22 protein-coding genes are annotated in these 22221 nt (G+C 73.0%); 8 read left to right on the top strand and 14 right to left on the bottom strand.

Annotated features, from left to right (window positions below):
- Window positions 1–69 precede the first annotated feature (69 nt).
- Window positions 70–1341 carry an MFS transporter gene (locus ACF07N_RS09330; protein ID WP_392110234.1) on the bottom strand — a complete coding sequence of 424 codons (1272 nt, stop codon included), beginning with the start codon at window positions 1339–1341 and terminating at the stop codon, window positions 70–72.
- A 63-nt stretch (window positions 1342–1404) separates the two neighbouring features.
- Between ACF07N_RS09330 and ACF07N_RS09325 the strand changes: the two genes are divergently transcribed.
- Window positions 1405–2355 (top strand): LysR family transcriptional regulator, encoded by a 951-nt coding sequence (locus ACF07N_RS09325; protein WP_392110231.1) that lies wholly within the window; start codon window positions 1405–1407, stop codon window positions 2353–2355.
- Between the two features lie 76 nt (window positions 2356–2431).
- Here ACF07N_RS09325 and ACF07N_RS09320 read toward each other — a convergent pair whose 3' ends face one another.
- Window positions 2432–3190 carry an alpha/beta hydrolase gene (locus ACF07N_RS09320; protein WP_392110228.1) on the bottom strand — a complete coding sequence of 253 codons (759 nt, stop codon included), beginning with the start codon at window positions 3188–3190 and terminating at the stop codon, window positions 2432–2434.
- Window positions 3191–3313: 123 nt separating this feature from the next.
- On the opposite strand from ACF07N_RS09320, the gene ACF07N_RS09315 reads away from it, so the two are divergent.
- The gene (locus tag ACF07N_RS09315) at window positions 3314–4471 is read left to right on the top strand and encodes an adenosine deaminase (protein WP_383337132.1); all 1158 of its coding nucleotides are present in this window, start codon (window positions 3314–3316) and stop codon (window positions 4469–4471) included.
- Between the two features lie 138 nt (window positions 4472–4609).
- The gene (locus tag ACF07N_RS09310) at window positions 4610–4963 is read left to right on the top strand and encodes an ATP-binding protein (protein ID WP_383324733.1); all 354 of its coding nucleotides are present in this window, start codon (window positions 4610–4612) and stop codon (window positions 4961–4963) included.
- 81 nt (window positions 4964–5044) lie between these two features.
- Here the strand turns inward: ACF07N_RS09310 and ACF07N_RS09305 are convergent, their stop codons facing one another.
- The 5 genes from ACF07N_RS09305 to afsQ1 all read right to left on the bottom strand — a co-directional run bounded on the left by ACF07N_RS09305 (window position 5045) and on the right by afsQ1 (window position 8987).
- On the bottom strand, window positions 5045–5257 hold the full coding sequence (locus ACF07N_RS09305) for a PspC domain-containing protein (RefSeq protein ID WP_094054970.1): 213 nt from the start codon (window positions 5255–5257) through the stop codon (window positions 5045–5047).
- A gap of 62 nt (window positions 5258–5319) precedes the next feature.
- A complete protein-coding gene (locus tag ACF07N_RS09300) occupies window positions 5320–5904 on the bottom strand; it encodes a VanZ family protein (protein ID WP_383337134.1) in 585 nt (194 codons plus the stop codon).
- 82 nt (window positions 5905–5986) lie between these two features.
- Entirely contained in the window at window positions 5987–6706 is a 720-nt protein-coding gene (locus ACF07N_RS09295) for a hypothetical protein (protein WP_392110223.1), read from the bottom strand.
- Window positions 6703–8313 (bottom strand): ATP-binding protein, encoded by a 1611-nt coding sequence (locus tag ACF07N_RS09290; RefSeq protein WP_392110220.1) that lies wholly within the window; start codon window positions 8311–8313, stop codon window positions 6703–6705. The genes ACF07N_RS09295 and ACF07N_RS09290 overlap by 4 nt, the downstream gene beginning before the upstream one ends.
- Window positions 8310–8987: a two-component system response regulator AfsQ1 gene (gene afsQ1 / locus ACF07N_RS09285; RefSeq protein WP_037757535.1), complete on the bottom strand. Its 678-nt coding sequence runs from the start codon at window positions 8985–8987 to the stop codon at window positions 8310–8312. The genes ACF07N_RS09290 and afsQ1 overlap by 4 nt, the downstream gene beginning before the upstream one ends.
- A gap of 236 nt (window positions 8988–9223) precedes the next feature.
- Between afsQ1 and ACF07N_RS09280 the strand changes: the two genes are divergently transcribed.
- Window positions 9224–9979 (top strand): SigE family RNA polymerase sigma factor, encoded by a 756-nt coding sequence (locus tag ACF07N_RS09280; protein ID WP_383324719.1) that lies wholly within the window; start codon window positions 9224–9226, stop codon window positions 9977–9979.
- Window positions 9980–10167: 188 nt separating this feature from the next.
- Here the strand turns inward: ACF07N_RS09280 and ACF07N_RS09275 are convergent, their stop codons facing one another.
- Window positions 10168–10872, bottom strand: a complete 705-nt coding sequence (locus ACF07N_RS09275) for a uridine kinase (protein WP_392110215.1) — start codon at window positions 10870–10872, stop codon at window positions 10168–10170.
- Between the two features lie 56 nt (window positions 10873–10928).
- On the opposite strand from ACF07N_RS09275, the gene ACF07N_RS09270 reads away from it, so the two are divergent.
- Window positions 10929–11336 carry a hypothetical protein gene (locus tag ACF07N_RS09270; protein WP_392110212.1) on the top strand — a complete coding sequence of 136 codons (408 nt, stop codon included), beginning with the start codon at window positions 10929–10931 and terminating at the stop codon, window positions 11334–11336.
- 68 nt (window positions 11337–11404) lie between these two features.
- Here ACF07N_RS09270 and ACF07N_RS09265 read toward each other — a convergent pair whose 3' ends face one another.
- Genes ACF07N_RS09265 through deoC form a run of 3 tightly spaced genes read right to left on the bottom strand, consistent with a single transcriptional unit; the run spans window position 11405 to window position 14701 of the window.
- Complete coding sequence (locus ACF07N_RS09265) at window positions 11405–12304, bottom strand: aldehyde dehydrogenase family protein (protein WP_392110209.1); 900 nt, start codon at window positions 12302–12304, stop codon at window positions 11405–11407.
- Window positions 12297–13733, bottom strand: coding sequence for an aldehyde dehydrogenase family protein (locus ACF07N_RS09260; RefSeq protein ID WP_392110206.1), 1437 nt, complete (start codon window positions 13731–13733; stop codon window positions 12297–12299). Before ACF07N_RS09260 ends, ACF07N_RS09265 begins: the two co-directional genes overlap by 8 nt.
- A 5-nt stretch (window positions 13734–13738) precedes the next feature.
- Entirely contained in the window at window positions 13739–14701 is a 963-nt protein-coding gene (gene deoC / locus ACF07N_RS09255) for a deoxyribose-phosphate aldolase (protein ID WP_383324703.1), read from the bottom strand.
- A 124-nt stretch (window positions 14702–14825) separates the two neighbouring features.
- On the opposite strand from deoC, the gene ACF07N_RS09250 reads away from it, so the two are divergent.
- Window positions 14826–15542: a PH domain-containing protein gene (locus tag ACF07N_RS09250; RefSeq protein ID WP_392110203.1), complete on the top strand. Its 717-nt coding sequence runs from the start codon at window positions 14826–14828 to the stop codon at window positions 15540–15542.
- A gap of 660 nt (window positions 15543–16202) precedes the next feature.
- Here the strand turns inward: ACF07N_RS09250 and ACF07N_RS09245 are convergent.
- From ACF07N_RS09245 to ACF07N_RS09235, 3 genes are all read right to left on the bottom strand, one after another.
- On the bottom strand, window positions 16203–17834 hold the full coding sequence (locus ACF07N_RS09245; RefSeq protein ID WP_392110200.1) for a phospho-sugar mutase: 1632 nt from the start codon (window positions 17832–17834) through the stop codon (window positions 16203–16205).
- Between the two features lie 257 nt (window positions 17835–18091).
- Window positions 18092–18916, bottom strand: a complete 825-nt coding sequence (locus ACF07N_RS09240; protein WP_392110198.1) for a purine-nucleoside phosphorylase — start codon at window positions 18914–18916, stop codon at window positions 18092–18094.
- 94 nt (window positions 18917–19010) lie between these two features.
- Window positions 19011–19448 (bottom strand): gamma-glutamylcyclotransferase, encoded by a 438-nt coding sequence (locus ACF07N_RS09235; protein ID WP_383324691.1) that lies wholly within the window; start codon window positions 19446–19448, stop codon window positions 19011–19013.
- An 84-nt stretch (window positions 19449–19532) separates the two neighbouring features.
- Here ACF07N_RS09235 and ACF07N_RS09230 point away from each other — a divergent pair, with 84 nt between their 5' ends.
- On the top strand, window positions 19533–20981 hold the full coding sequence (locus ACF07N_RS09230) for an NAD(P)H-quinone dehydrogenase (protein ID WP_383324688.1): 1449 nt from the start codon (window positions 19533–19535) through the stop codon (window positions 20979–20981).
- Window positions 20982–21146: 165 nt separating this feature from the next.
- The gene (locus ACF07N_RS09225; protein ID WP_392110193.1) at window positions 21147–22124 is read left to right on the top strand and encodes a DeoR/GlpR family DNA-binding transcription regulator; all 978 of its coding nucleotides are present in this window, start codon (window positions 21147–21149) and stop codon (window positions 22122–22124) included.
- Window positions 22125–22221: the final 97 nt, after the last annotated feature.

Below are 22221 nucleotides of genomic sequence, written 5' to 3'. Positions count from 1 at the left end.
GTGATCCACAGCGGTACCGGCGACGGCGCCGGGCCGGCGGGCCCTCCCCGCCGGGCCCGGCCGCACGGCTCAGGCGGCGGTGGCGAGCCGCCGCTGCAGCCGCGCCGCCCGGGTCCCGAACACCGTGATCGTCACGACGCCCAGGACCGCCAGCAGCCCGACCCCGACGGTTCCGGCCCAGCCGCCCGCGTGGAAGGCGACGGCGCCGAGCGTGCTGCCCGCGCTGGAGCCGACGTAGTACGCGGACTGGTACAGCGCGGACGCCTGGGCACGGCCGTGGGCGGCGGTCTTGCTCACCGCGGACGAGGCCACCGCGTGGCCGGCGAAGAACCCCGCGGTGATGAGGACCAGGCCCAGCAGGACCAGCGGGAGCGAGCCCGCCAGGGACAGCAGCAGCCCCGCCGCCGTGGTGCCGCCGCCCGCGTACAGCGCGCCCCGGCGGCCCAGCCGGCCCACGAGGCGCCCGGCCGTCGACGCCGACACCGTGCCGACCAGGTACACCAGGAAGATCGAGCCGACGATGCCCTGCGGCAGCGAGAACGGCGCCTCGGTCAGCCGGTAGCCGATGACCGTGTACACCCCGCCGAACACCGTCATGAACAGCGCGCCGATGGCGTAGAGCCGGCACAGCAGCGGGTTGGACAGGTGGTCGCGGACCGTGCGGGCGAGGGCGCGGGGGCGCAGTGAGCCGGCCGTGAAGTGCCGCGGGGCGGGCAGCAGCGCCCGGAACGCCACCGCGCAGGCAACGGCGATCACGCCGATGACCCCGACGGCGACCCGCCAGCCCCACTCCTGCGCGACCCAGCCGGTGATGACCCGGCCGCTCATCCCGCCGACGCTGTTGCCCGCGACGAACAGCCCGATCGCGGTGACCAGCGCCTTGGGGCTGACCTCCTCCGCGAGGTACGCCGTCGCCGACGCCGGCAGCCCGGCCAGCGCGGCGCCCTGGAGCGCCCGCAGCGCGACCAGAACGCCCAGCGAGGGGGCGAAGGGCACCAGCAGCCCGACGGTCACCGCCACGCCCAGCGAGGCCGTCATGACCGTACGCCGCCCGAAGCGTTCCGACAGCGCGCTCATCGGCAGCACGAACAGCGCCAGCCCGCCCGTCGCGGCGGCCACGGTCCAGCTCGCGTCGCTCGCCGCGACCCCGAACTCGCCGGAGATCAGCGGGAGCAGCGCCTGCGTGGAGTACAGCAGCGCGAAGGTGGCGACACCCGCGAGGAAGAGGGCGAGGCTCATGCGGCGGTAGCCGGGCCCGCCCGGGGACACGCGTGCGTCGGAAGCAGGGACAGAGGCATCGGCGCCCACGACGGTGGACGCCCCGGTACTGGCGGGAGACATGCCTCGAACGTACGGAGCCGCCCACTGATCCGTCCAATGCATGGAACGGCCATAATCGTTCCCATGACGCATGAGCACAGTTCAGCGGAGTGGCTGTCACCGTTCAGTGACACAGAAGACATGGTGACCTCGCTGGCGCCGCGGCTCGCCTACTTCGCCGGCGTCGCCCGCACCGAACACGTCACGCGCGCGGCCCGGGAGATGAACGTGCCGCAGTCGACCCTCTCGCGCTCCATGGCCCGGCTGGAGCAGGACCTGGGCGTCGACCTGTTCGCCCGCCACGGCCGCACGGTCTCCCTCACCCCGGCCGGCCGCACCTTCCTCACCTCCGTCGAACGCGCCCTGGCGGAGGTCGGGCGCGCGGTCGAGGAGGTCCGGGCCGACGCCGACCCCACCACCGGCAAGGTCGCCTTCGGCTTCCTGCACACCATGGGCGCCGAGACCGTGCCCGGCCTCCTGCAGGCCTTCCGCGCCGACCACCCCCGCGTCCGCTTCAGCCTCGTGCAGAACTACGGCGAGGCCATGCTCGAACGCCTGCGCGCCGGTGACCTCGACCTGTGCCTGACGTCCCCGGTCCCGGACGCCCCCGACCTGGTCGCCCGCCGCCTGGACGAACAGAAGCTCCGCCTGGTCGTCCCCGCCGACCACCGCCTGGCCGGCCGCCGCCGCGTCCGCCTGGCCGAGGCGGCCGAGGAAACCTTCGTCACCCTGGAGCCCGGCTACGGCCTGCGCCGCATCACCGACGACCTGTGCAAGGAGGCCGGCTTCAAACCCCGCATCGCCTTCGAGGGCGAGGAGGCCGAGACCCTGCGCGGCCTGGTGGCGGCGGGCCTGGGAGTCGCCCTGCTGCCGCCGCCGGCGGTCCCGCGCCCGGGAGTGGTCGAACTGACGGTGACCGCACCCAGGGCGGTCCGGGAAATCGGCGTGGCCTGGCTGGAGGGCCACCCGGACACACCTCCGGTGGCGGCCTTCAAGAAGTTCCTTCTCTCAAGAAGGGGCAGCCTGTTGCCCTGAACTCGGGGGCGCGGGGAACTGCGCGCGCAACCACACGCGACCCGTGGGCCGAAGAACACGGCGACCCGGACGGCGGCTACCGCCGGGAAGGACTGAACCCCGCGGCCAGCGGCATCCGCAACCCCAGCGGCGGCGGCGCGGCCAGCGCGTCCCGCACCGGCCGGGACACGGCCCGGCCGAACAAGGCGCCCATCGCGAAGTCCTCGGCCAGCGCCAGCACTTCGTCCCGGTACTGGCTCAACCCGTGCCCGTCGGAGTGCACTTCGAACCGGCACACGTCCCGGTTCGCCTTCTTGGCCCGTGCCGCGAGCCGGAACGACAGCTCCGGGTCCGTCCGCTCGTCGTTCGTGCCGTGCACGATCAGCACCTGACGCCCCACCAGTTGCTTCACCGGTTCGGGTGGTGCCGCCACGTCCTCCTCCGGCAGCCAGGGAGCCAGCGCCACCACCGAGTTGACGGCCTCGTGGCCACCCGCGCGCAGGGCCGCCCGCCCGCCCATGCCGACCCCGGCCAGGCACACCGGCACGTCCCCGTACCGCCGTACGGCCTCGTCCGCGGCCCAGGCCGCGTCGCGCGCCAGATTCGCCTCGCTGCCGTTCCAGCCGCGGCAGCGGTAGTGCACCACGTGCGCCGCGAGACCCTCCGGCCGGCCCGCGCGGGCCAGCCGGCGCCCCAGCGCGCGGACGGAGGCGGTCGCCAGCAGGGGCGAGGGTCTGCGGCCGGAGACCTCGTCACCACCGGGAAGCAGCAGCACCACACCGCTCACCGCCGTCGGCTCCGGTCCGAGTGTCCTTCCCAGCCGGGCCGCGCGCGCCGGCGTCGCTTGGTGTGCCATGACAGAACAGTGTCAGAAGGGTGGGTGTACTCGACCCGTCCCGGGGGTCACCGTTACGTATCGACGGAAACGCAAAGCGAACGGGAACGCGCCGTCTACGCGCGTAGGAGTTAGAGTGCGGAAATGACGAGCCAGACCATTGCGAACACCCCGACACCGGACCAGATCCGCCGGGCGCCCAAGGTTCTGCTGCACGACCATCTCGACGGCGGCCTGCGCCCCGCCACGATCGTCGGACTCGCCCGCGACAGCGGCTACGACCGGCTCCCCGAGACGGACCCGGACAAGCTCGGCCTCTGGTTCCGCGAGGCCGCCGACTCCGGTTCCCTGGAGCGGTACCTGGAGACGTTCTCGCACACCGTCGCCGTCATGCAGACCCGCGACGCCCTGGTCCGCGTCGCCGCCGAGTGCGCAGAGGACCTCGCCGCCGACGGCGTCGTCTACGCCGAGGTGCGCTACGCCCCCGAGCAGCACCTGGAGGGCGGTCTGAGCCTCGAAGAGGTCGTCGAGGCCGTCAACGAGGGCTTCCGGGAAGGGGAGCGGCGCGCCCGGGAGAACGGCCTGCGCATCCGCGTCGGCGCCCTGCTCACCGCGATGCGGCACGCCGCCCGGGCCCTGGAGATCGCCGAACTCGCCAACCGCTACCGCGATCTGGGCGTCGTCGGCTTCGACATCGCGGGCGCCGAGGCCGGTTACCCGCCCACCCGCCACCTCGACGCCTTCGAGTACCTCAAGCGCGAGAACAACCACTTCACCATCCACGCCGGCGAGGCCTTCGGGCTGCCCTCCATCTGGCAGGCCCTGCAGTGGTGCGGCGCCGACCGGCTCGGGCACGGGGTGCGGATCATCGACGACATCCAGGTCCACGAGGACGGCCGGGTCGAACTCGGGCGGCTCGCCTCCTACGTCCGGGACAAGCGCATCCCGCTGGAGCTGTGCCCCAGCTCCAACCTCCAGACCGGGGCCGCGTCCTCGTACGCCGAACACCCCATCGGGCTGCTGCGCCGGCTGCACTTCCGCGCCACGGTCAACACGGACAACCGCCTGATGTCCCACACCAGCATGAGCCGAGAATTCGAGCACCTTGTCGAGGCATTCGGTTACACGCTCGACGACATGCAGTGGTTCTCCGTCAATGCGATGAAATCAGCGTTCATTCCTTTCGATGAACGACTGGCCATGATCAATGACGTGATCAAGCCCGGATATGCCGAGCTGAAATCCGAATGGCTGTTCCGGCAAACGGCCTCCACCAGCGGTTCTTTCCCCTCCAAGGGCTGACCGGGCGGAAATCGGCGCACCAGGAATGCGGACGGCGTTCACAATCCGTCCGCATTTCGATGTTTGCGGCGGGTGGTGCCGGGTGTCTACGGTCGCTGGACCCCTCACACCTGTCATCCCATTACGAGGACGCCTTACATGAAGCAGTCTGCTGCCAAGTCCCTCGGTGTCGCCGCCCTCGGTGCCGCCTTCGCCGCCGCCGGTGCGGGCGCCGCCAACGCCGCCCCGGCCCTCCCGGACACCGCCCGGACGCTCGAGACCGTCACCGCGGCGCTCCCGGCGGAGCAGCTCTCCCAGACGCTGCCGGGCTCGGGCGAGGCGCTGGGCCAGGGGCAGACGGCGGCCGGTGCCGGTCTCGCCGCCGCCCAGCCGGTCGCCGAGCAGCTGCTGGCCGAGGGCCCGACCGGCCCCGCCGCCAAGCTGCTGGGCGGCCTGCCGGTGCAGGGCCTGCCCACGCACGGCCTGCCGGTGAACGGCGTCCCGGTCGGCTGACCGCACGCCCGGGCGGACACACACGCCGGCGGGGCGCACCCCTGGTCCGGGGTGCGCCCCGCCGGCGTTCTCGCGGATGCGTCACCAGGCGGTCTGCGCCTTGCTCTGCGTCCCGCTCTCCGAGGGCAGCAGGATCCACAGCGCGATGTAGAGCAGGAACTGCGGCCCGGGCAGCAGGCACGACACCAGGAAGATCACCCGCATCGTCGTCGCGGAGGTGCCGAAGCGCCGGGCCAGCGCGGCGCACACTCCGCCGATCATGCGGCCGTGGGTGGGGCGGGCGAGGCGGGACATGTGCGACTCCTTCAACGTCGGTGCGTGAGGCCTCCGTCCGAGTACCCCATCTGCACTCCACGCTACGGAGACGAAGGGGGCAAAGCGTCGCTCCACGGGGCGATCCCGACCCTGGGAATCGTCGGGGTCCGACCCTGAGCCGGCTCCTCCACGGGGAGGGGCGCGCGGGGTGGGCCCAGGGGCGCGCGGCGGCGCAGCCGGGAGCGGCCGGCGGGCACCAGCGCGAGATGCGCGAGGGCGACGCCCGCGGTGTTCAGGAACAGCGAGTCGACGTCGACGACCTGGCCGGGAACCCCGGTCTGCAGCAGCTCGATCCCCAGCGACAGCAGGGCACCGGCCGCGGCGGTGCGCAGCAGGGACACCAGGGGCGAGACGGCCAGCCGGCCGCTCACCATCGGCAGCAGCACGCCCAGCGGGGCCAGCAGGGCCAGCTTCTCGCCGATGGGGCGGACCGCCTGGGGCCAGCCCAGGGCGAGGTCGGCCCGGATGCCGGCGAACGGCCGCAGATTGGCGGGCATCACCCACGGGACGTCGAGCGGTCGCAGCGTCAGCCAGGCGACGAACGCGAGATGCGCGACGAGGAGGACACCTCCTGTCACCCGGATGCGGAACGCGGCGCTGCCGCCGATGGAGCCTTGACGCTGCACGCCCCCCTAGACGCGGCCTCCGGCGGGATCGGTTCCGGGAGGCCCGCCACACCGGTGAGGCATGCGCCACAACCGCCCCGCGTCACTCCGCGGCGACCTCCTTGGCGGGCGGTTCCGTGCTGCCCGGGCGGGCCCGCACCTCGTCGGTGCACTCGTAGCGGCGCGGCGGCTCGGCACCCGGGCCCGCCAGGACCACGGAGCCGTCGCCCTCGGCGGCCGCCGAGTCGGAGAAGGTGCAGACGATCTGGGCGAGGGCGTAGGAGGTGAGGCTGTCCGGCGCCGTGCCGAGCCGCAGGGTGTCCTCCGGGTCGCCGGGCCGCGGCCCGCCCACCGTCATGCCGCCGCGCACGTCCGTGCTGTACCCGGCCTCCTTCTCGGCGGGCGACGGCGGCTGCGCGAGCTGGTCCAGCAGGCCCTGCGCGACCAGCACGCGCCGCTCGGAGTCGGCCGCGCCGTCCGGGACCCGTACGGTCCGGTCGACGGTGACGAGCTGGGAGCCGCACAGCAGGAACACCTGCACCGGAAGCCCCCGGGCGGCCTGCGCGGCCCCGTCCGGCTCGGCGAGCGAGCACTGCACCCGCGAGGGCGCGGGCCCGAAGTTCGTGGGCACCTCGGTGGCGCGGATGCCGCACCCGGCGAGCAGCAGGGCGAGCACGGACAGACCGGCCGGCCGGGACAGTGCCGCCGTCCGCCGCCGTCCGCCCGGAGCCCGGCCCGCCGGGGGGACGGCACGCGGGCGGGGCGCCGGCCCGGCGCCCCGCCCGGCCTGGGCGGTCGTGGTGCGTGAGCGTCGTACGGTCATCGGGCGTCCCCCTTCGGATCCTCGACCTCGGCGCGGCCGAGGTCGTCCGCCGGCTTGTCCTCGTCGCCCTCCGCGGGCCGCTCCCCGGGCTCGGAGGAGTCGCGCGGCAGCCGCAGCGTGAACACCGCACCGGAGTCGGGCGAGTTGGCCGCGGTGATCCCGCCACCGTGGATGTGGGCGTTCTCCAGGGCGATGGACAGCCCCAGCCCGCTGCCCTCGGAGCGCGGCCGGGAGGCGCTGGCCTTGTAGAAGCGGTCGAAGACGTGCGGCAGGACGTCCTCGGGGATGCCCGGCCCGTGGTCCTGCACCTCGATGACGAGCGAGTCGTCCTCCTCACGGACGGACACCCGCACCGGGGAGCCGCCGTGCTTGAGCGCGTTGCCGATCAGGTTGGCCAGGATGACGTCCAGCCGGCGCGGGTCCAGCCGGGCGTGGATGCCGCGCTCGGCGTCCAGCTCGACCGCGTCCAGCCAGGCGCGGGCGTCGATGCAGGCGGTGATCTGGTCGGCGATGTCGACGTCGTCCAGGACGAGCCGGGCGGTGCCCGCGTCGAAGCGGGTGACCTCCATGAGGTTCTCGACCAGGTCGTTCAGGCGCCGGGTCTCGCTGACGACGAGCCGGACGGCCGGCTCGATCATCGGGTCCATGCTCCCGGTCTCCGCCTCCAGCTCCTCCTCCAGTACCTCCGTGACGGCGGTGATGGCGGTGAGCGGCGTGCGCAGCTCGTGGCTCATGTCCGCCACGAACCGCCGGGAGGCCTCGTCGCGGGCGGCCATGTCGGCGACCCGCTTCTCCAGCGCCTCGGCCGCGTTGTTGAACGTCCGTGACAGATCGGCCAGTTCGTCGGTGCCGGACACTCTGAGCCGGGTGTCCAGCTTGCCCTCGCCGAGCCGCCGCGCGGCCGCCCCGAGCCGTTGCACCGGCTTGAGCACGGTCGTCGCCGCGGCCTGCGCGAGCAGCGCCGAGCCGATCAGCGCGAGAGCCGTGGCGATCCCCAGCGACCAGGCCAGCGAGTTGAGGTCCTTGGCCTCCGGCTCCAGCGACTTGAGCATGTAACCGGTCGGGCCGCCGCCGATCACCCGCGTGCCCGCCACGAGGTAGGGGGTGTCGTGGTCGACTATCCGCTGCCAGTACAGGTGGTGCGGGTGCTTGTCGGTCCCGTCGGTCTTCTGCGTCTTGTTCACCGCCGTGCGCAGCGACACCGGCACGTCCCGCAGCGAGAAGCCGCTCAGCCCGCCGGAGCTGCCGTAGACGGTCTTCCCCTCGGCGTCGCGGGCCACCAGCAGCACGCTGAAGCGCTGGTCGCTGCCCGCCATCTGCCCGGCCGTGTGCTGCAGTTCGTCCTGCGTCGGCTGCTCGGGCAGCGCACTCGCCCGGTTCTGCATCTCCTGCTCGAAGTCCCGCAGCACGGCGTCCTGGGTGCGGGTGAGCACGGCCTCGCGGTTGAGCCAGTACGCGATGCCGGACGCCGACACGGCCGCCGTCAGGGCCACCAGGCCGAAGACGAGGACCAGCCTCAGCCGCAGGCTGGTGAAGCGCAGCCGCGACAGAACTCCCTTGCGTGCCGCGGTCCAGCCGCGGTTACCCCCCGGGTCCTGCTGGGTCACTGAGGCGGATCCAGCCGGTAGCCGACACCGCGCACGGTACGGATCAGCGTCGGGGACGACGGCACGTCCTCGACCTTGGCGCGCAGCCGCTGGACGCAGGCGTCCACCAGCCGCGAGTCGCCCAGGTAGTCGTGCTCCCACACCAGCCGCAGCAGCTGCTGCCGGGACAGCGCCTGCCCAGGACGGCGGCTCAGCTCCAGCAGCAGCCGCAGCTCGGTCGGCGTGAGCTGGAGGTCCTCGCCGTTCTTGGTCACGGTCATCGCCGAGCGGTCGATGACGAGGCTGCCGAAGGCCGCCGCGTCGTTGGACTCCCGCTCGCCGCGCCGCAGCACGGCCCGGATCCGGGCGTCCAGCACCCGCCCCTGCACCGGTTTCACCACGTAGTCGTCGGCACCGGACTCCAGCCCGACCACGACGTCGATGTCGTCGCTGCGCGCGGTCAGCAGGATGATCGGCAACTGGTCCGTGCGCCGGATGCGCCGGCACACCTCGAACCCGTCGATGCCGGGCAGCATCACGTCCAGCACGATCAGATCCGGCCGCTGCTCGCGCAGCAGCTTCAGACCGTCCTCACCGCTGGCAGCGGTCGCCACGCGGTGACCCTGGCGCGTCAGAGAGAGCTCCAGGGCCGTCCGGATGGCGTCGTCGTCCTCGATCAGCAACAGGGAAGGCACGGGCTCATTCTGGCCCATGGAGGGCTCGGGGTTCGACCGGTGGGCCCGACAGGATGCCGCCGGTACCGGCGAACCCTGTGGACGAGGTGTGTTCGTCCTGTGGCCGACCCCTGTGACAGGTCTGTGACAGTCGGCGGACACGGCCATGAAAGTGCCGCGGCAAGCTTTTCGGCACAGGCAAGGAAGCCCGCCGGCCGGCGGGCCGCACACCGGAAGTCCACGACGGGGGGCGCGAGATGAACACGCTGCACGGCACCAGCACCAGCGCAGTGATCACGCGTCTGCACGACGTGCACCGGGGTCCGGAGAAGTCCGGTGCCGTGAGCGGGCGGGGGTGCGCTCGCGGCACCGGGCGTCAGCACACCGGGTTCATGACGGTGGTTGACGCGCACACGGGGGAGAACAAGGGGACGGGGGCGGTTCACGGGGGAGCCGCGTACGGGGAGGACTCGGGGGAGCGCCGCTCGCTGACGGAGGCGGAGTTCACCGCCTACGTCCAGGAGCGCCGCGCCTCCCTGTACGCCACCGCCTACCACCTGACCGGCGACCGTTTCGAGGCCGAGGACCTGCTGCAGAGCGCGCTGTTCTCGACCTACCGGGCGTGGGACCGGATCAGCGACAAGGCCGCGGTCGGCGGATACCTCCGCCGCACCATGACCAACCTGCACATCAGCGCCTGGCGGCGCCGCAAGCTCAACGAGTACCCGACCGAGGAACTGCCGGAGACGCCCGGCGACACGGACGCGATGCGCGGCACCGAGCTGCGCGCGGTCCTGTGGCAGGCGCTGGCCCGGCTGCCCGAGCTCCAGCGCACCATGCTGGTCCTGCGCTACTACGAGGGCCGCACGGACCCGGAGATCGCGGACATCCTCGACATCAGTGTCGGCACGGTGAAGTCCAGCATCTGGCGGTCGCTCCGCCGGCTGCGCGAGGACGAGGTCCTCAGCTTCGGCCGTGACGAGGAGGACGCCTTCGGCGAGCTCGTCGCCTGAAGGTACGGGGGGGGAGCACCACAAGAGGGGGCCCACGGGGGATCCGTGGAGACGCTGGGGGGCGTCTCCCCGGGAGAGTGGGGACACGGGGGAGCACGGGGGAAACGGGGAGCGGGACTGGAGGGCCGGGGGGTCCGTCCAGTCCCGCTTTTTCGTGTGCCTGCCGTCCGGTCAGGCCCGCCGTCCGGTCAGGCCGCCGTGCGCAGCCCCGCACAGCGCCCCGCCGCCGCGGCCGCCAGCCGGCCCATCGCCTCGTCACGGTCGCAGGCGTGGGCGCCGAGCGCGGTCTGGCGGGCGACGATCGAGCGCTCCTGCCGCATCAGGCGCCAGCCGCGGCGCAGCAGGAACGGCACCGACTTGCGGCCCTCCCTCAGGTCCCGCAGGAAGCGGCGGCGGAAGGTCTTCACCGGGCCGCGGCTCAGGCAGAGCGCGTCGGCGAGGACGCCGAGCTCCCGGCAGCGCGTGACGATCTCGGCGGCGAAGATGCCCTCCGCGATGAACAGCGGGGTCCGGCCGATGTCGACCGTGTCCGCACCGGTACGGGCGCTGAGCCCGATGTCGTAGACGGGGACGTCCGTGCGGCCCGTGCCGCACAGCTCGACGATGGCGGCCACGGCCGCGTCCGCGTCCCAGGACTCCGGATGGTCCCAGTCGATGTCGGAGCTCCCCGCGACCAGGGGCAGGGTCGGGTCGTCGCCCTCCTTGTAGAAGTCGTCGAGCCGCAGCACCGGAAGGCCGGAGCGGGCCGCGAGGAGGGACTTGCCGGAGCCGGAGGGGCCGCAGAGCAGCACGACTCGCGTGGGTATGGGCAGAGGGGAACTCACGGGACACCAGTGTGAGGCATCCATCGGGGGCCGTACGACCCCGCGGGTCGGCTTTGATGCGCGCGTCACACCTCAACTACCCTTCGCGTTGTTTCGGTTACCGAGTGCATCAGAAGGTGGCAGCGATGGCCCGACACGACTCCCTCAAGAAGCCGGCCGCCCAGCGGGCCCTGGCCGTCCTCGCGACCGCGGGCGCGGCGCTGGGCGCGGGCACCACGACGGCGGCGGCGGACGCGGAGTCCCTCCTCGGCGTGGCCAGCACGCGGCCCACCTCCCTCGGCAGGATCGACCCGCAGTCCGGTCTGCAGGCCGCGACCGGCACGGTCGGCTACGTCACGGGCCCGGTCGCCGGTCTCAAGCCCAACCCGCTCGCCGGCACGGGAGTCGACCCGCTCGACAACGGCGTCGGCACCCAGCTCGGCGACTTCAAGCCGATGACGTCCCAGGCGCTGACGGGGCCGGTGGCGCAGGCGCAGTCGATCGCGAGCATCCCCGTGGTGGGGCAGGCCGCGGGGCTGCTGTCGCAGCAGTAGGCGCGCGGACGGAAGAAGCCCCGGCCCTCCCGGACGGAGGAGGGCCGGGGCTCCGGCTGTGGGCGTTCCTAGTAGGAGGAGCCCGAGGCGCCCAGCGACCCCGTGGGGTGCCAGACCGTCTTGGTCTCCAGGAACGCGGTCATGCGGTCGATGCCGGGCGTCCGCGCGTAATCCACAGGCTGTGGACGGAGTACGCGCTTGAGGTTGTCGGCCGCGGCGATCTCCAGCTCCTTCGCGAGCGCCTCGTCGGCGCCCGCGAGGTCGATCGCGTTGACGTCCTGGTGCGCGGCGAGCGGGGCGGCGATCTCGGCCGTGCGGCCCGACAGGACGTTGACCACGCCGCCGGGCACGTCCGAGGTGGCCAGCACCTCGGCGAGGGACAGCGCGGGCAGCGGGGCCTTCTCGCTGGCCACCACGACCGCCGTGTTGCCCGTCGCGATCACCGGGGCGAGCACCGACACCAGGCCGAGGAACGACGACTCCTGGGGCGCCAGGACGGCGACCACGCCGGTCGGCTCCGGGGAGGACAGGTTGAAGAACGGGCCCGCGACCGGGTTGCCGCCGCCGACCACCTGGGCGATCTTGTCGGTCCAGCCCGCGTACCAGACCCAGCGGTCGATCGTCGCGTCCACCACCGCGGCGGCCCTGGACTTGCCCAGGCCCTCCGCGTCGGCCACCTCACGCACGAACTGGTCCCGGCGGCCCTCCAGCATCTCGGCGACGCGGTAGAGCACCTGGCCCCGGTTGTACGCTGTCGCCCCGGACCAGCCGCCGAACGCCTTGCGGGCTGCGACGACCGCGTCCCGGGCGTCCTTGCGGGAGGACAGGGGCGCGTTGGCCAGCCAGTTGCCCTTTGCGTCGATCACCTCGTACACCCGGCCGCTCTCGGAACGCGGGAACTTCCCGCCGACGTACAGCTTGTAGGTCTTGAAGACACTCAGCCGCTGCTGCTCGGACTTCTCAGACATCGAGGTACGCCTCCAGGCCGTGGCGGCCGCCCTCGCGGCCGAAGCCCGACTCCTTGTAACCGCCGAACGGCGAGGTCGGGTCGAACTTGTTGAACGTGTTGGACCACACGACGCCCGCACGGAGCTTGTTCGCGACCGCCAGGATGCGCGAGCCCTTCTCCGTCCAGATGCCGGCGGACAGCCCGTACGGCGTGTTGTTGGCCTTGGCGACCGCCTCGTCCGGCGTGCGGAACGTCAGCACCGACAGCACCGGGCCGAAGATCTCGTCCCGGGCGACCGTGTGCGCCTGGGTGACGTTCGTGAACAGCGTCGGGGCGAACCAGTAGCCGCTCTCGGGCAGTTCGCAGGCCGGGGACCAGCGCTCGGCGCCCTCCGCCTCGCCCTGCTCGACGAGCGAGGTGATGCGGGTGAGCTGTTCCTCGGAGTTGATCGCGCCGATGTCGGTGTTCTTGTCCAGCGGGTCGCCGAGGCGCAGCGTGGACAGGCGGCGCTTGAGGGAGTCGAGCAGCTCGTCGTGGATCGACTCCTGCACCAGCAGGCGGCTGCCCGCGCAGCAGACCTGGCCCTGGTTGAAGAAGATGCCGTTGACGATGCCCTCGACGGCCTGGTCGACGGGCGCGTCGTCGAAGACGATGTTCGCGCCCTTGCCGCCCAGCTCCAGGGTGACCTTCTTGCGGGTGCCCGCGACCGTCCGCGCGATCTCCTTGCCGACGGCGGTGGAGCCGGTGAAGGCCACCTTGTCCACGTCCGGGTGGGCGACCAGCGCCGCTCCCGCGTCGCCGTAGCCCGGGAGGATGTTGACGACGCCCTTGGGCAGGCCCGCCTGGCGGCAGATGTCCGCGAAGAACAGGGCCGAGAGGGGGGTGGTCTCGGCCGGCTTCAGGACGACCGTGTTGCCCGTCGCGAGGGCCGGGGCGATCTTCCACGCCAGCATCAGCAGCGGGAAGTTCCAGGGGATGACCTGGCCCGCGACACCGAGCGGCCGGGGGTTCGCGCCGAAGCCGGCGTGGTCGAGCTTGTCGGCCCAGCCCGCGTAGTAGAAGAAGTGCGCGGCGACCAGCGGGAGGTCCGCGTCGCGGGTCTCCTTGATCGGCTTGCCGTTGTCGAGGGTCTCCAGGACGGCGAGCTCGCGGGAACGCTCCTGGATGATCCGCGCGATGCGGAACAGGTACTTGGCGCGCTCCGAGCCGGGCAGCGCCGACCACGTCTCGAACGCCCGCCGCGCGGCCTTCACCGCCCGGTCGACGTCCTCGGAACCGGCCTGCGCGATCTCCGACAGGACCTCCTCGGAGGACGGCGAGACGGTCTTGAAGACCTTGCCGTCGGCCGCCTCGACGAACTCGCCGTCGATGAACAGGCCGTAGGAGGGCGCGATGTCGACGACCGCGCGCGACTCGGGGGCCGGGGCGTATGCGAATACCGATGCCATGGTGATCAGTCCACCGTCACGTAGTCGGGACCGGAGTAGCGGCCGGTGGCCAGCTTCTGGCGCTGCATCAGCAGGTCGTTGAGCAGCGAGGAGGCGCCGAAGCGGAACCAGTGGTTGTCCAGCCAGTCCTCGCCCGCCGTCTCGTTGACCAGCACGAGGAACTTGATGGCGTCCTTGGACGTGCGGATGCCGCCGGCCGGCTTCACGCCGACCTGGATGCCGGTCTGGGCGCGGAAGTCGCGCACCGCCTCCAGCATCAGCAGCGTGTTCGCCGGGGTCGCGTTGACCGCGACCTTTCCGGTGGAGGTCTTGATGAAGTCCGCCCCCGCCAGCATGCCGAGCCAGCTCGCGCGGCGGATGTTGTCGTACGTCGAGAGCTCGCCCGTCTCGAAGATGACCTTCAGGCGCGCCGAGCCGCCGCAGGCTTCCTTCACGGCGGTGATCTCGTCGTACACCTTCAAGTATCGCCCCGCGAGGAACGCGCCGCGGTCGATGACCATGTCGATCTCGTCGGCACCCGCGGCGACCGCCTCGCGCACGTCCGTCAGCTTGACGTCGAGCGAGGCGCGGCCGGCCGGGAACGCCGTGGCCACCGAGGCGACCTTCACGCCGGAACCGGCGACGGCCTCCTTGGCCACGGCCACCATGTCGGGGTAGACGCAGACGGCGGCCGTCGTGGGCGTCGTACGGTCCGTCGGGTCGGGCCTGACCGCCTTCGCGCCGAGCGCCCGGACCTTGCCCGGGGTGTCCGCGCCTTCCAGCGTCGTCAGGTCGACCATCGAGATGGCGAGGTCGATCGCGTACGCCTTGGCGGTCGTCTTGATCGAACGCGTGCCGAGGGAGGCCGCACGCCCTTCGAGTCCGACCGCGTCGACGCCCGGGAGCCCGTGGAGGAAGCGGCGCAGCGCGCTGTCGGACGCGGTGACGTCCTTGAGGGGGTGAGCTGCGGTGAGTGCAGAACTGGGCATGGTCACCAGACGAGCATATCTACGCGCGTAGCGGCTGTACAGCCCTCGGGTTCTTCCCAGGCCCGTTCCCGGCAGAGCCTCGGGCGGATGACGGAGCGCCGGACCGGTCCGGCAGAATCGAGACATGACGAGCCCCGAGTCCCAGTCGCCAGCGCCGCAGCCTCCGGAGCCCGAGTCCCGGGACCGGGTGTACCGGTCGGCTCCGGCCATCGCCGGCGGTGTGCTGCTGCTCGCCGTCGTCGGATGGCTCGGGACCGACGCCGTCGTCTCGGGCGAGGGGCGCACGCCGTGGATGGCCGTCGCCGTGATGCTCCTCGTCGTGCCGCTGGTCGTCGCCTTCACGCTGCGGCCCGCCGTGTACGCGGGCGACGACCGGCTGCGGATCCGCAACCCGTTCCGCGTGATCGTGGTGCCGTGGGGGAAGGTCGCGTCCCTGCGGTCCTCCTATTCGAACGAGATCGTCACCGACTCCGGTGCGAAGTACCAGCTGTGGGCCGTGCCGGTGTCGCTGCGGGCCCGCAAGAAGGCCGCGCGGCGCGAGATGCGGGCCACCGCGCAGGCGCGGCGGGCGATGGGCCGCGACGGGGCGCCGGACGAGGGCCGGGGCAGTGCGCTCGGGATGCGGGCGGGGCTCGGGGGCGGTCCGGGCGCCGGGCCCGTCTCCGACGGGCCCGTCCGGGCCGAGACGGACCGGATCGTCGACGAGCTGCGCGGCCTCCATGAGGCGCGGCGCGAGGCGGGGTCGGCGCAGGGTGAGGTGACCGTGCGGTGGGCCTACGAGGTGATGGGGCCGGCGGTCGCCGGGGCGGTGCTGGTGCTGGTGTTGCTGCTGGCGGGCTGAGGCCGGCCGGGGACCAGGTGGCGTGCCGGGCGGGTGGTCGGGAGACCGTGCGGCGTGCCGGGCGGGTGGTCGGCCGGAGGGCGAGGTGGCGTGCCGGGCGGGTGGTCGGCCGGGGTTCCGGTGGGTGCCGGGAGGGCGGGCCGGGGCCCGGTGGGTGCCGGACGGGCGGGCCGGGGCCCGGTGGTGTCGGGAGGACCGGCCGGTGCGTGGCGGTGTCGGGAGGACCGGCTGGTGCCGGCAGGGTCGGCCGGTGCCTGGTGGGTGTCGGGACGGTCGGCCGGTGCCTGGTGGGTGCTGCCCGAGTGCGCCGAACTCATCGCCCGGACACGACCTGAACCACCCGGGCACCCACCGGGACCGCCTGGGCCGAGCCATCGGATGGCACCCCAGCAGCCCGGCCCCCGCCTGGGTGTGGCCGGGGGTGGTCAGGGGTCCGGGGCCGAGGGCGGGTCGTCGGACAGGCAAGACCTGAACCGCCGCCGTCAGTCCCCGGGACCCCGGTGGACCGCACCGGCACCCGCCGCAGCCCGGCGGACCACCCCCACCGGCCCCACCGGCCCCACCGGCCGGCAGCCGGGTGCCGGCGTGGCCGGGCCGGGTCCGGCCGGGCTCCCCGCGGCCCCGGTGGCTGCCGGGGCCGCTCGGACGGGGGCGTCCCCGTCAGATCCCGGCCGCCGCCGACAGGTCGCGCTTGATCGCCTCCAGGACGTCCGCCGCCTTCGCGCGCGCCTCGGGGAGAGCGGCGTGCGACGCGACGGGGACGACGACCTCCAGGTAGCACTTGAGCTTCGGCTCCGTGCCGCTCGGGCGGACGATCACCCGGGCGCCTTCGAGCGTGTAGCGCAGACCGTCCGTGGGCGGGAGGGTCCCGGTGCCCTGCGTGAGGTCCTCGGTGCGGGTGACGGGCAGCCCGGCGAGCGCGGTCGGGGGCTGCTCGCGCAGGCGGGTCATCGCCGCCGCGATCAGCGAGAGGTCCTCCACGCGGACCGACAGCTGGTCCGTCGCGTGCAGGCCGTGCTCCACCGCCAGGTCGTCCAGGAGGTCCAGGAGGGTGCGGCCCTCCTCCTTCAGCTGCGACGCCAGTTCCGTGACCAGCAGCGCTGCCGTGATGCCGTCCTTGTCGCGGACGCCGTCGGGGTCCACGCAGTAGCCGAGGGCCTCCTCGTAGCCGTAGCGCAGGCCCTCCGCGCGGGCGATCCACTTGAAGCCGGTCAGCGTCTCGACGTGACGCAGGCCCGCCTTCCCGGCGATCCGGCCGAGCAGGGACGACGAGACGATCGACTCGGCGAAGGTGCCGGTCGCGCCGCGCCGGACCAGGTGGGCGGCGAGGAGCGCGCCGACCTCGTCGCCGCGGAGCATGCGCCAGTCGGTGCCGTCCTGGACGGCGACGGCGCAGCGGTCCGCGTCCGGGTCGTTGGCGATGATCAGGTCGGGGGCGGTCTCCCGGGCCCTGGCGAACGCCAGGTCCATCGCGCCCGGCTCCTCGGGGTTGGGGAACGCGACGGTCGGGAAGTCCGGGTCCGGCTCGGCCTGCTCGGCGACCAGGTCCGGCTCCGGGAAGCCGGCCCGGGCGAAGGCGGCCAGCAGGACGTCCTTGCCCACGCCGTGCATCGCCGTGTAGACCGTGCGGGCCGTGCGCGGGGAGCCCTCGGCGAGGACGGCGTCCGTGCGGGCCAGGTAGGCGTCGAGGACGCTGTCGTCGAGGGTGTCCCAGCCCTCGGCGGGGCGGCTGACCGTGGTGAGGGAGGGGACGGCGGCGATCTCGGCGGCGATCTCGGCGTCCGCCGGGGGGACGATCTGGGAGCCGTCGCCGAGGTAGACCTTGTAGCCGTTGTCGCGCGGCGGGTTGTGGCTGGCGGTGACCTCCACGCCGGCGACCGCGCCGAGGTGCCTTATCGCGAAGGCGAGCACCGGTGTGGGCAGCGGGCGGGGGAGGATCGCCGCGCGCAGGCCGGCGCCGGTCATGACGGCGGCGGTGTCCAGGGCGAAGTCGCGCGACTTGTACCGGGCGTCGTAGCCGATGACGACCAGGCCGCCGTCGTGGCCCTGCTTCCTGAGGTACGCGGCGAGGCCCGCGGCGGCGCGGATGACGACCGTGCGGTTCATGCGCATCGGGCCGGCGCCGAGTTCGCCGCGGAGGCCGGCGGTGCCGAACTGGAGCGTGCCGCTGAAGCGGGCGGCGAGTTCGGCGTGGTCCCGGGCGTCGATGAGGCCGGCGAGCTCGGCGCGGGTGTCCGGGTCGGGGTCCTCGGTGAGCCACGCCTGGGCCTGGGCGATGAGTTCCTCGTGCACGGTGTGGTGTCAGCCTCTCCGGTGTCGTGGGTGGGGGGGGGCGGGCCTTCGCCTGACGGTGGGGTGTGGGTCCGGGCCGCGCCGGGGGGTGTCCGTCCTCGGAACGGCGCGATGGGGTCGCGTACCGGCTCACTGTCCGTCGACGCGCCGACCGCTGCGGGCGGACACCCCCCGGCACGTCCCCTTCCGTGCGTCGGCGGATGCGGGCGCGTCTCGCCCCGGAGGGGGCGCAGCGGTTGTGCGCTGCGCCCGGGTGCTTACAGGCGGCCCAGGACCTGGGCCAGCAGGGAGCCCATCCGGGTGGCGCTGTCGCGGCCGGCCTGGAGGACCTCCTCGTGGTTCAGGGGCTCGCCCGTCATGCCCGCCGCCAGGTTGGTGACGAGGGAGATGCCCAGGACCTCCGCGCCCGCCTCGCGTGCGGCGATCGCCTCCAGGACCGTCGACATGCCCACCAGGTCCGCGCCGATGACCCGGGCCATGCGGATCTCGGCCGGCGTCTCGTAGTGCGGGCCGGGGAACTGGGCGTAGACGCCCTCCTCCAGGGTGGGGTCGACCTCCTTGCACAGGGCGCGCAGGCGCGGCGAGTACAGGTCGGTGAGGTCGACGAAGTTGGCGCCGACGATGGGGGAGGTGGCGGTGAGGTTGATGTGGTCGCTGATCAGGACCGGCTGGCCGGGGCGCATGCCCTCGCGCAGGCCGCCGCAGCCGTTGGTGAGGACGATCGTCTTGCAGCCGGCCGACACGGCGGTGCGCACGCCGTGGGCGACGGCGGCCACGCCGCGGCCCTCGTAGTAGTGCGTGCGGCCCAGGAAGACCAGGGCGCGCTTGTTGCCGATCCGGTAGGAGCGGATCTTGCCGCCGTGCCCCTCCACCGCCGGGGGCGGGAAGCCGGGCAGCTCGGTGACCCGGAACTCGGCCTCGGGGGCGCCCAGGGCGTCCACGGCCGGGGCCCAGCCGGAGCCCATCACGAGGGCGACGTCGTGGGTCTCGGCGCCCGTGAGTTCGCGCAGGCGGGCCGCGGCGGCGTCGGCGGCCGCGTGCGGGTCGCCCTGGATGTCGTCCGGAAGAAGAGATGCGTTCACGCCGACGAGGGTAGCCGGTGAATGCCTACGCGCGTAGATGTCGGAGCTGACGGGGTGGCGATCGTTGTCTTGTCGTTTCCGACGAGGCGGCCGGTCAGCAGGGGCGCTTGCGCAGCTCCATGACGTAGTCGTGGGGAGCGCCGGCCGATTCCGCCGCGTCGGCGATCTCGCCCAGGTAGCGGGCGGAGGGCAGGCCGCCCTCGTACGCGTTCAGGGTGAAGGCCCACGCGGACTCCTCACCGTCCAGGGTGTGCACCCGTACGCGTGTGCGGCGGTAGATGTCGAGGCCCACGCCTTCCCAGCGGTCCAGCGACTCCTCGTCCATCGGGGCGATGTCGTACAGGGCGACGAAGACCTGGGAGAGCGGGTCCTCCACGATCGTGGGCAGGGCGCCTTCCCAGCCCATGTGCTCGCCGCCGAAGGTCAGTCGCCATCCGTTCAGCCAGCCGGTGGCGCGCAGCGGCGAGTGCGGGGCGCGGCGGGACATCAGCCGCGCGTCGAGGTTGCCGGCGTACGCGGCGTAGAGCGACATGGGGAGAGCGTACGGCAGGCCGTACGGCGTCACTCGCGTAACAGAGCCGCCCCGGGGCGGTGCCGTGCCGAGGGGTGCGGGACAATGGAGTACGTGACTCGGATCGTGATCATCGGTGGCGGACCCGGCGGATACGAAGCGGCGCTGGTGGCCGCACAACTCGGCGCGGAGGTGACCGTCGTCGACCGCGACGGGCTGGGCGGGGCGTCGGTGCTCACCGACTGCGTGCCGTCGAAGACCCTGATCGCGACGGCCGAGGTGATGACCACCTTCGACTCCTCCTACGAGGAGCTGGGCATCATCGTCGCCGACGACACCCCCCACGTGGAGCAGGCCGCCCGTGTGGTCGGGGTGGACCTGGGCAAGGTCAACCGGCGTGTCAAGCGGCTGGCGCTCGCCCAGTCGCACGACATCACCGCCTCCGTGACCCGGGCCGGGGCGCGTGTCCTGCGCGGGCGCGGGCGGCTGGAGGGCATGCAGGCGCTCGACGGGTCGCGCAAGGTCGTCGTGAGCGCCGCCGACGGCACCGAGGAGACCCTCACGGCGGACGCGGTGCTCATCGCCACCGGCGGGCACCCCCGGGAACTGCCCGACGCCCGGCCCGACGGCGAGCGCATCCTGAACTGGACCCAGGTCTACGACCTCGACGAGCTCCCCGAGGAGCTGATCGTGGTCGGATCGGGTGTGACCGGCGCCGAGTTCGCCGGTGCCTACCAGGCGCTGGGCTCGCGGGTGACGCTCGTGTCGTCGCGGGACCGGGTGCTGCCGGGCGAGGACCCGGACGCGGCCGCCGTGCTGGAGGACGTCTTCCGGCGGCGCGGCATGAACGTCATGGGCCGCTCCCGGGCCCAGTCCGCCAAGCGGGTCGGCGACCGGGTCGAGGTCACGCTCGCCGACGGGCGGGTCATCACCGGCTCGCACTGTCTGATGGCCGTCGGCGCCGTCCCCAACAGCGAGGGCATGGGGCTGGAGGAGGCCGGGGTCCGCCTGCGCGAGTCCGGCCACATCTGGACCGACAAGGTCTCGCGCACGACCGCTCCCGGCGTGTACGCCGCCGGTGACGTGACCGGGGTCTTCGCCCTCGCGTCCGTGGCGGCCATGCAGGGGCGCATCGCCATGTACCACTTCCTCGGTGACGCGGTGGCCCCGCTGAACCTGAAGACCGTCTCCTCGAACGTCTTCACCGACCCGGAGATCGCCACCGTCGGCTACACGCAGGCCGACGTCGACGGCGGGAAGATCGACGCCCGGGTCGTGAAGCTGCCGCTGCTGCGCAACCCGCGCGCCAAGATGCAGGGCATCCGCGACGGCTTCGTCAAGATCTTCTGCCGGCCGGGCACGGGCATCGTGGTGGGCGGCGTGGTCGTGGCGCCGCGCGCCTCGGAACTGATCCACCCGATCTCGATCGCGGTCGACAACAATCTGACGGTCGAACAGATCGCGAACGCCTTCACCGTCTACCCCTCGCTGTCGGGCTCGATCGCCGAGGTGGCACGGCAGTTGCACACCCGGAAGATGAACGGCGACGGCTGAGGCCGAAACCGGCTCCTCGCTGGTCACAGCGTGTGTTCGATCATGCGTGCGGCATAGGCGGGACGACTAGGTCCTATACCACTTCCCGCTGCCGCGTGCGAACATCTTCTGCTATTCAGCGCAAACTGCTGAAAGCAGACGGTCGCTGGCGTTACTGTCAGTTTCGTGTTCGCTGCAGAACGTCGCCAATTGATCCTCGAAATGGTGCGAGCGAACGGGGCCGTGTCGCTCCGTGAGCTCGCCCGCGTCGTCCAGACCTCCGAAGTGACCGTACGGCGGGACGTGCGCGCGCTGGAGGCAGAAGGACTCCTCGACCGCCGGCACGGCGGTGCGGTACTGCCGGGCGGTTTCACGCGGGAGTCCGGCTTTCCGCAGAAGTCCCATCTCGCGACCGCCGAGAAGACCGCCATCGCCGACCTCGCCGCGAATCTCGTGGAAGAGGGGGAGGCGATCGTCGTCGGGGCGGGTACGACGACCCAGGAGCTGGCCCGCCGGCTCGCCCGGGTGCCCGGCCTGACCGTCGTCACCAACTCGCTGCTCGTGGCGCAGGCCCTGGCCCACGCCAACCGGGTCGAGGTCGTGATGACCGGCGGTACGCTCCGCGGTTCGAACTACGCCCTGGTGGGCAGCGGGGCCGAGCAGTCCCTGCACGGACTGCGCGTGTCCCGGGCCTTCCTGTCCGGGAGCGGGCTGACCGCCGAGCGGGGGCTGTCCACGTCCAACATGCTGTCGGCGTCCGTCGACCGGGCGCTGGTGCAGGCGGCCGCGGAGGTCGTGGTCCTGGCGGACCACACCAAGCTCGGGACGGACACGATGTTCCAGACCGTGCCGACGGACCTCATCACGCGCCTCGTGACGGACGAGCCGCCCGCCCATGACGACCGTGCGGCCACCGAGCTCCAGGCGCTGGCCGACCAGGGCGTGCAGATCACCGTGGCCGGCGGGCAGGGGGGTTCCACGGGGTCGGCAGGCCCCGGGGGTGATGCCGTCCCGGCGCGTCAGCAGCGCCGGGACGTGCCGTTGCCCGGGCCCCGGCGGCAGGTGCCGGGGGGTGGGGGTGGTGGGCTGCGGTCCACCTCGATGCTCGGGGAGCAGGGGCCGGGGTCCGAGCGGGCCCGGGTGGCGGATCTGCGGCGGCGCTGAGCGGCGCGGCGGTGGGTTGAGGCGCTGCGGGTTGCGCTGGGCTCGGCGTTGCCGCTGAGGCCGGGGCGTTGCGCAGCCCGGTGCGGGGTGCCGCCGC

The sequence above is a fragment of the Streptomyces sp. NPDC015242 genome (assembly GCF_043079125.1).
Classification (GTDB): domain Bacteria; phylum Actinomycetota; class Actinomycetes; order Streptomycetales; family Streptomycetaceae; genus Streptomyces.
The sequence above is the reverse complement of the archived record's forward strand: the minus strand, read 5'-3'. Positions and strand labels throughout refer to the sequence as shown.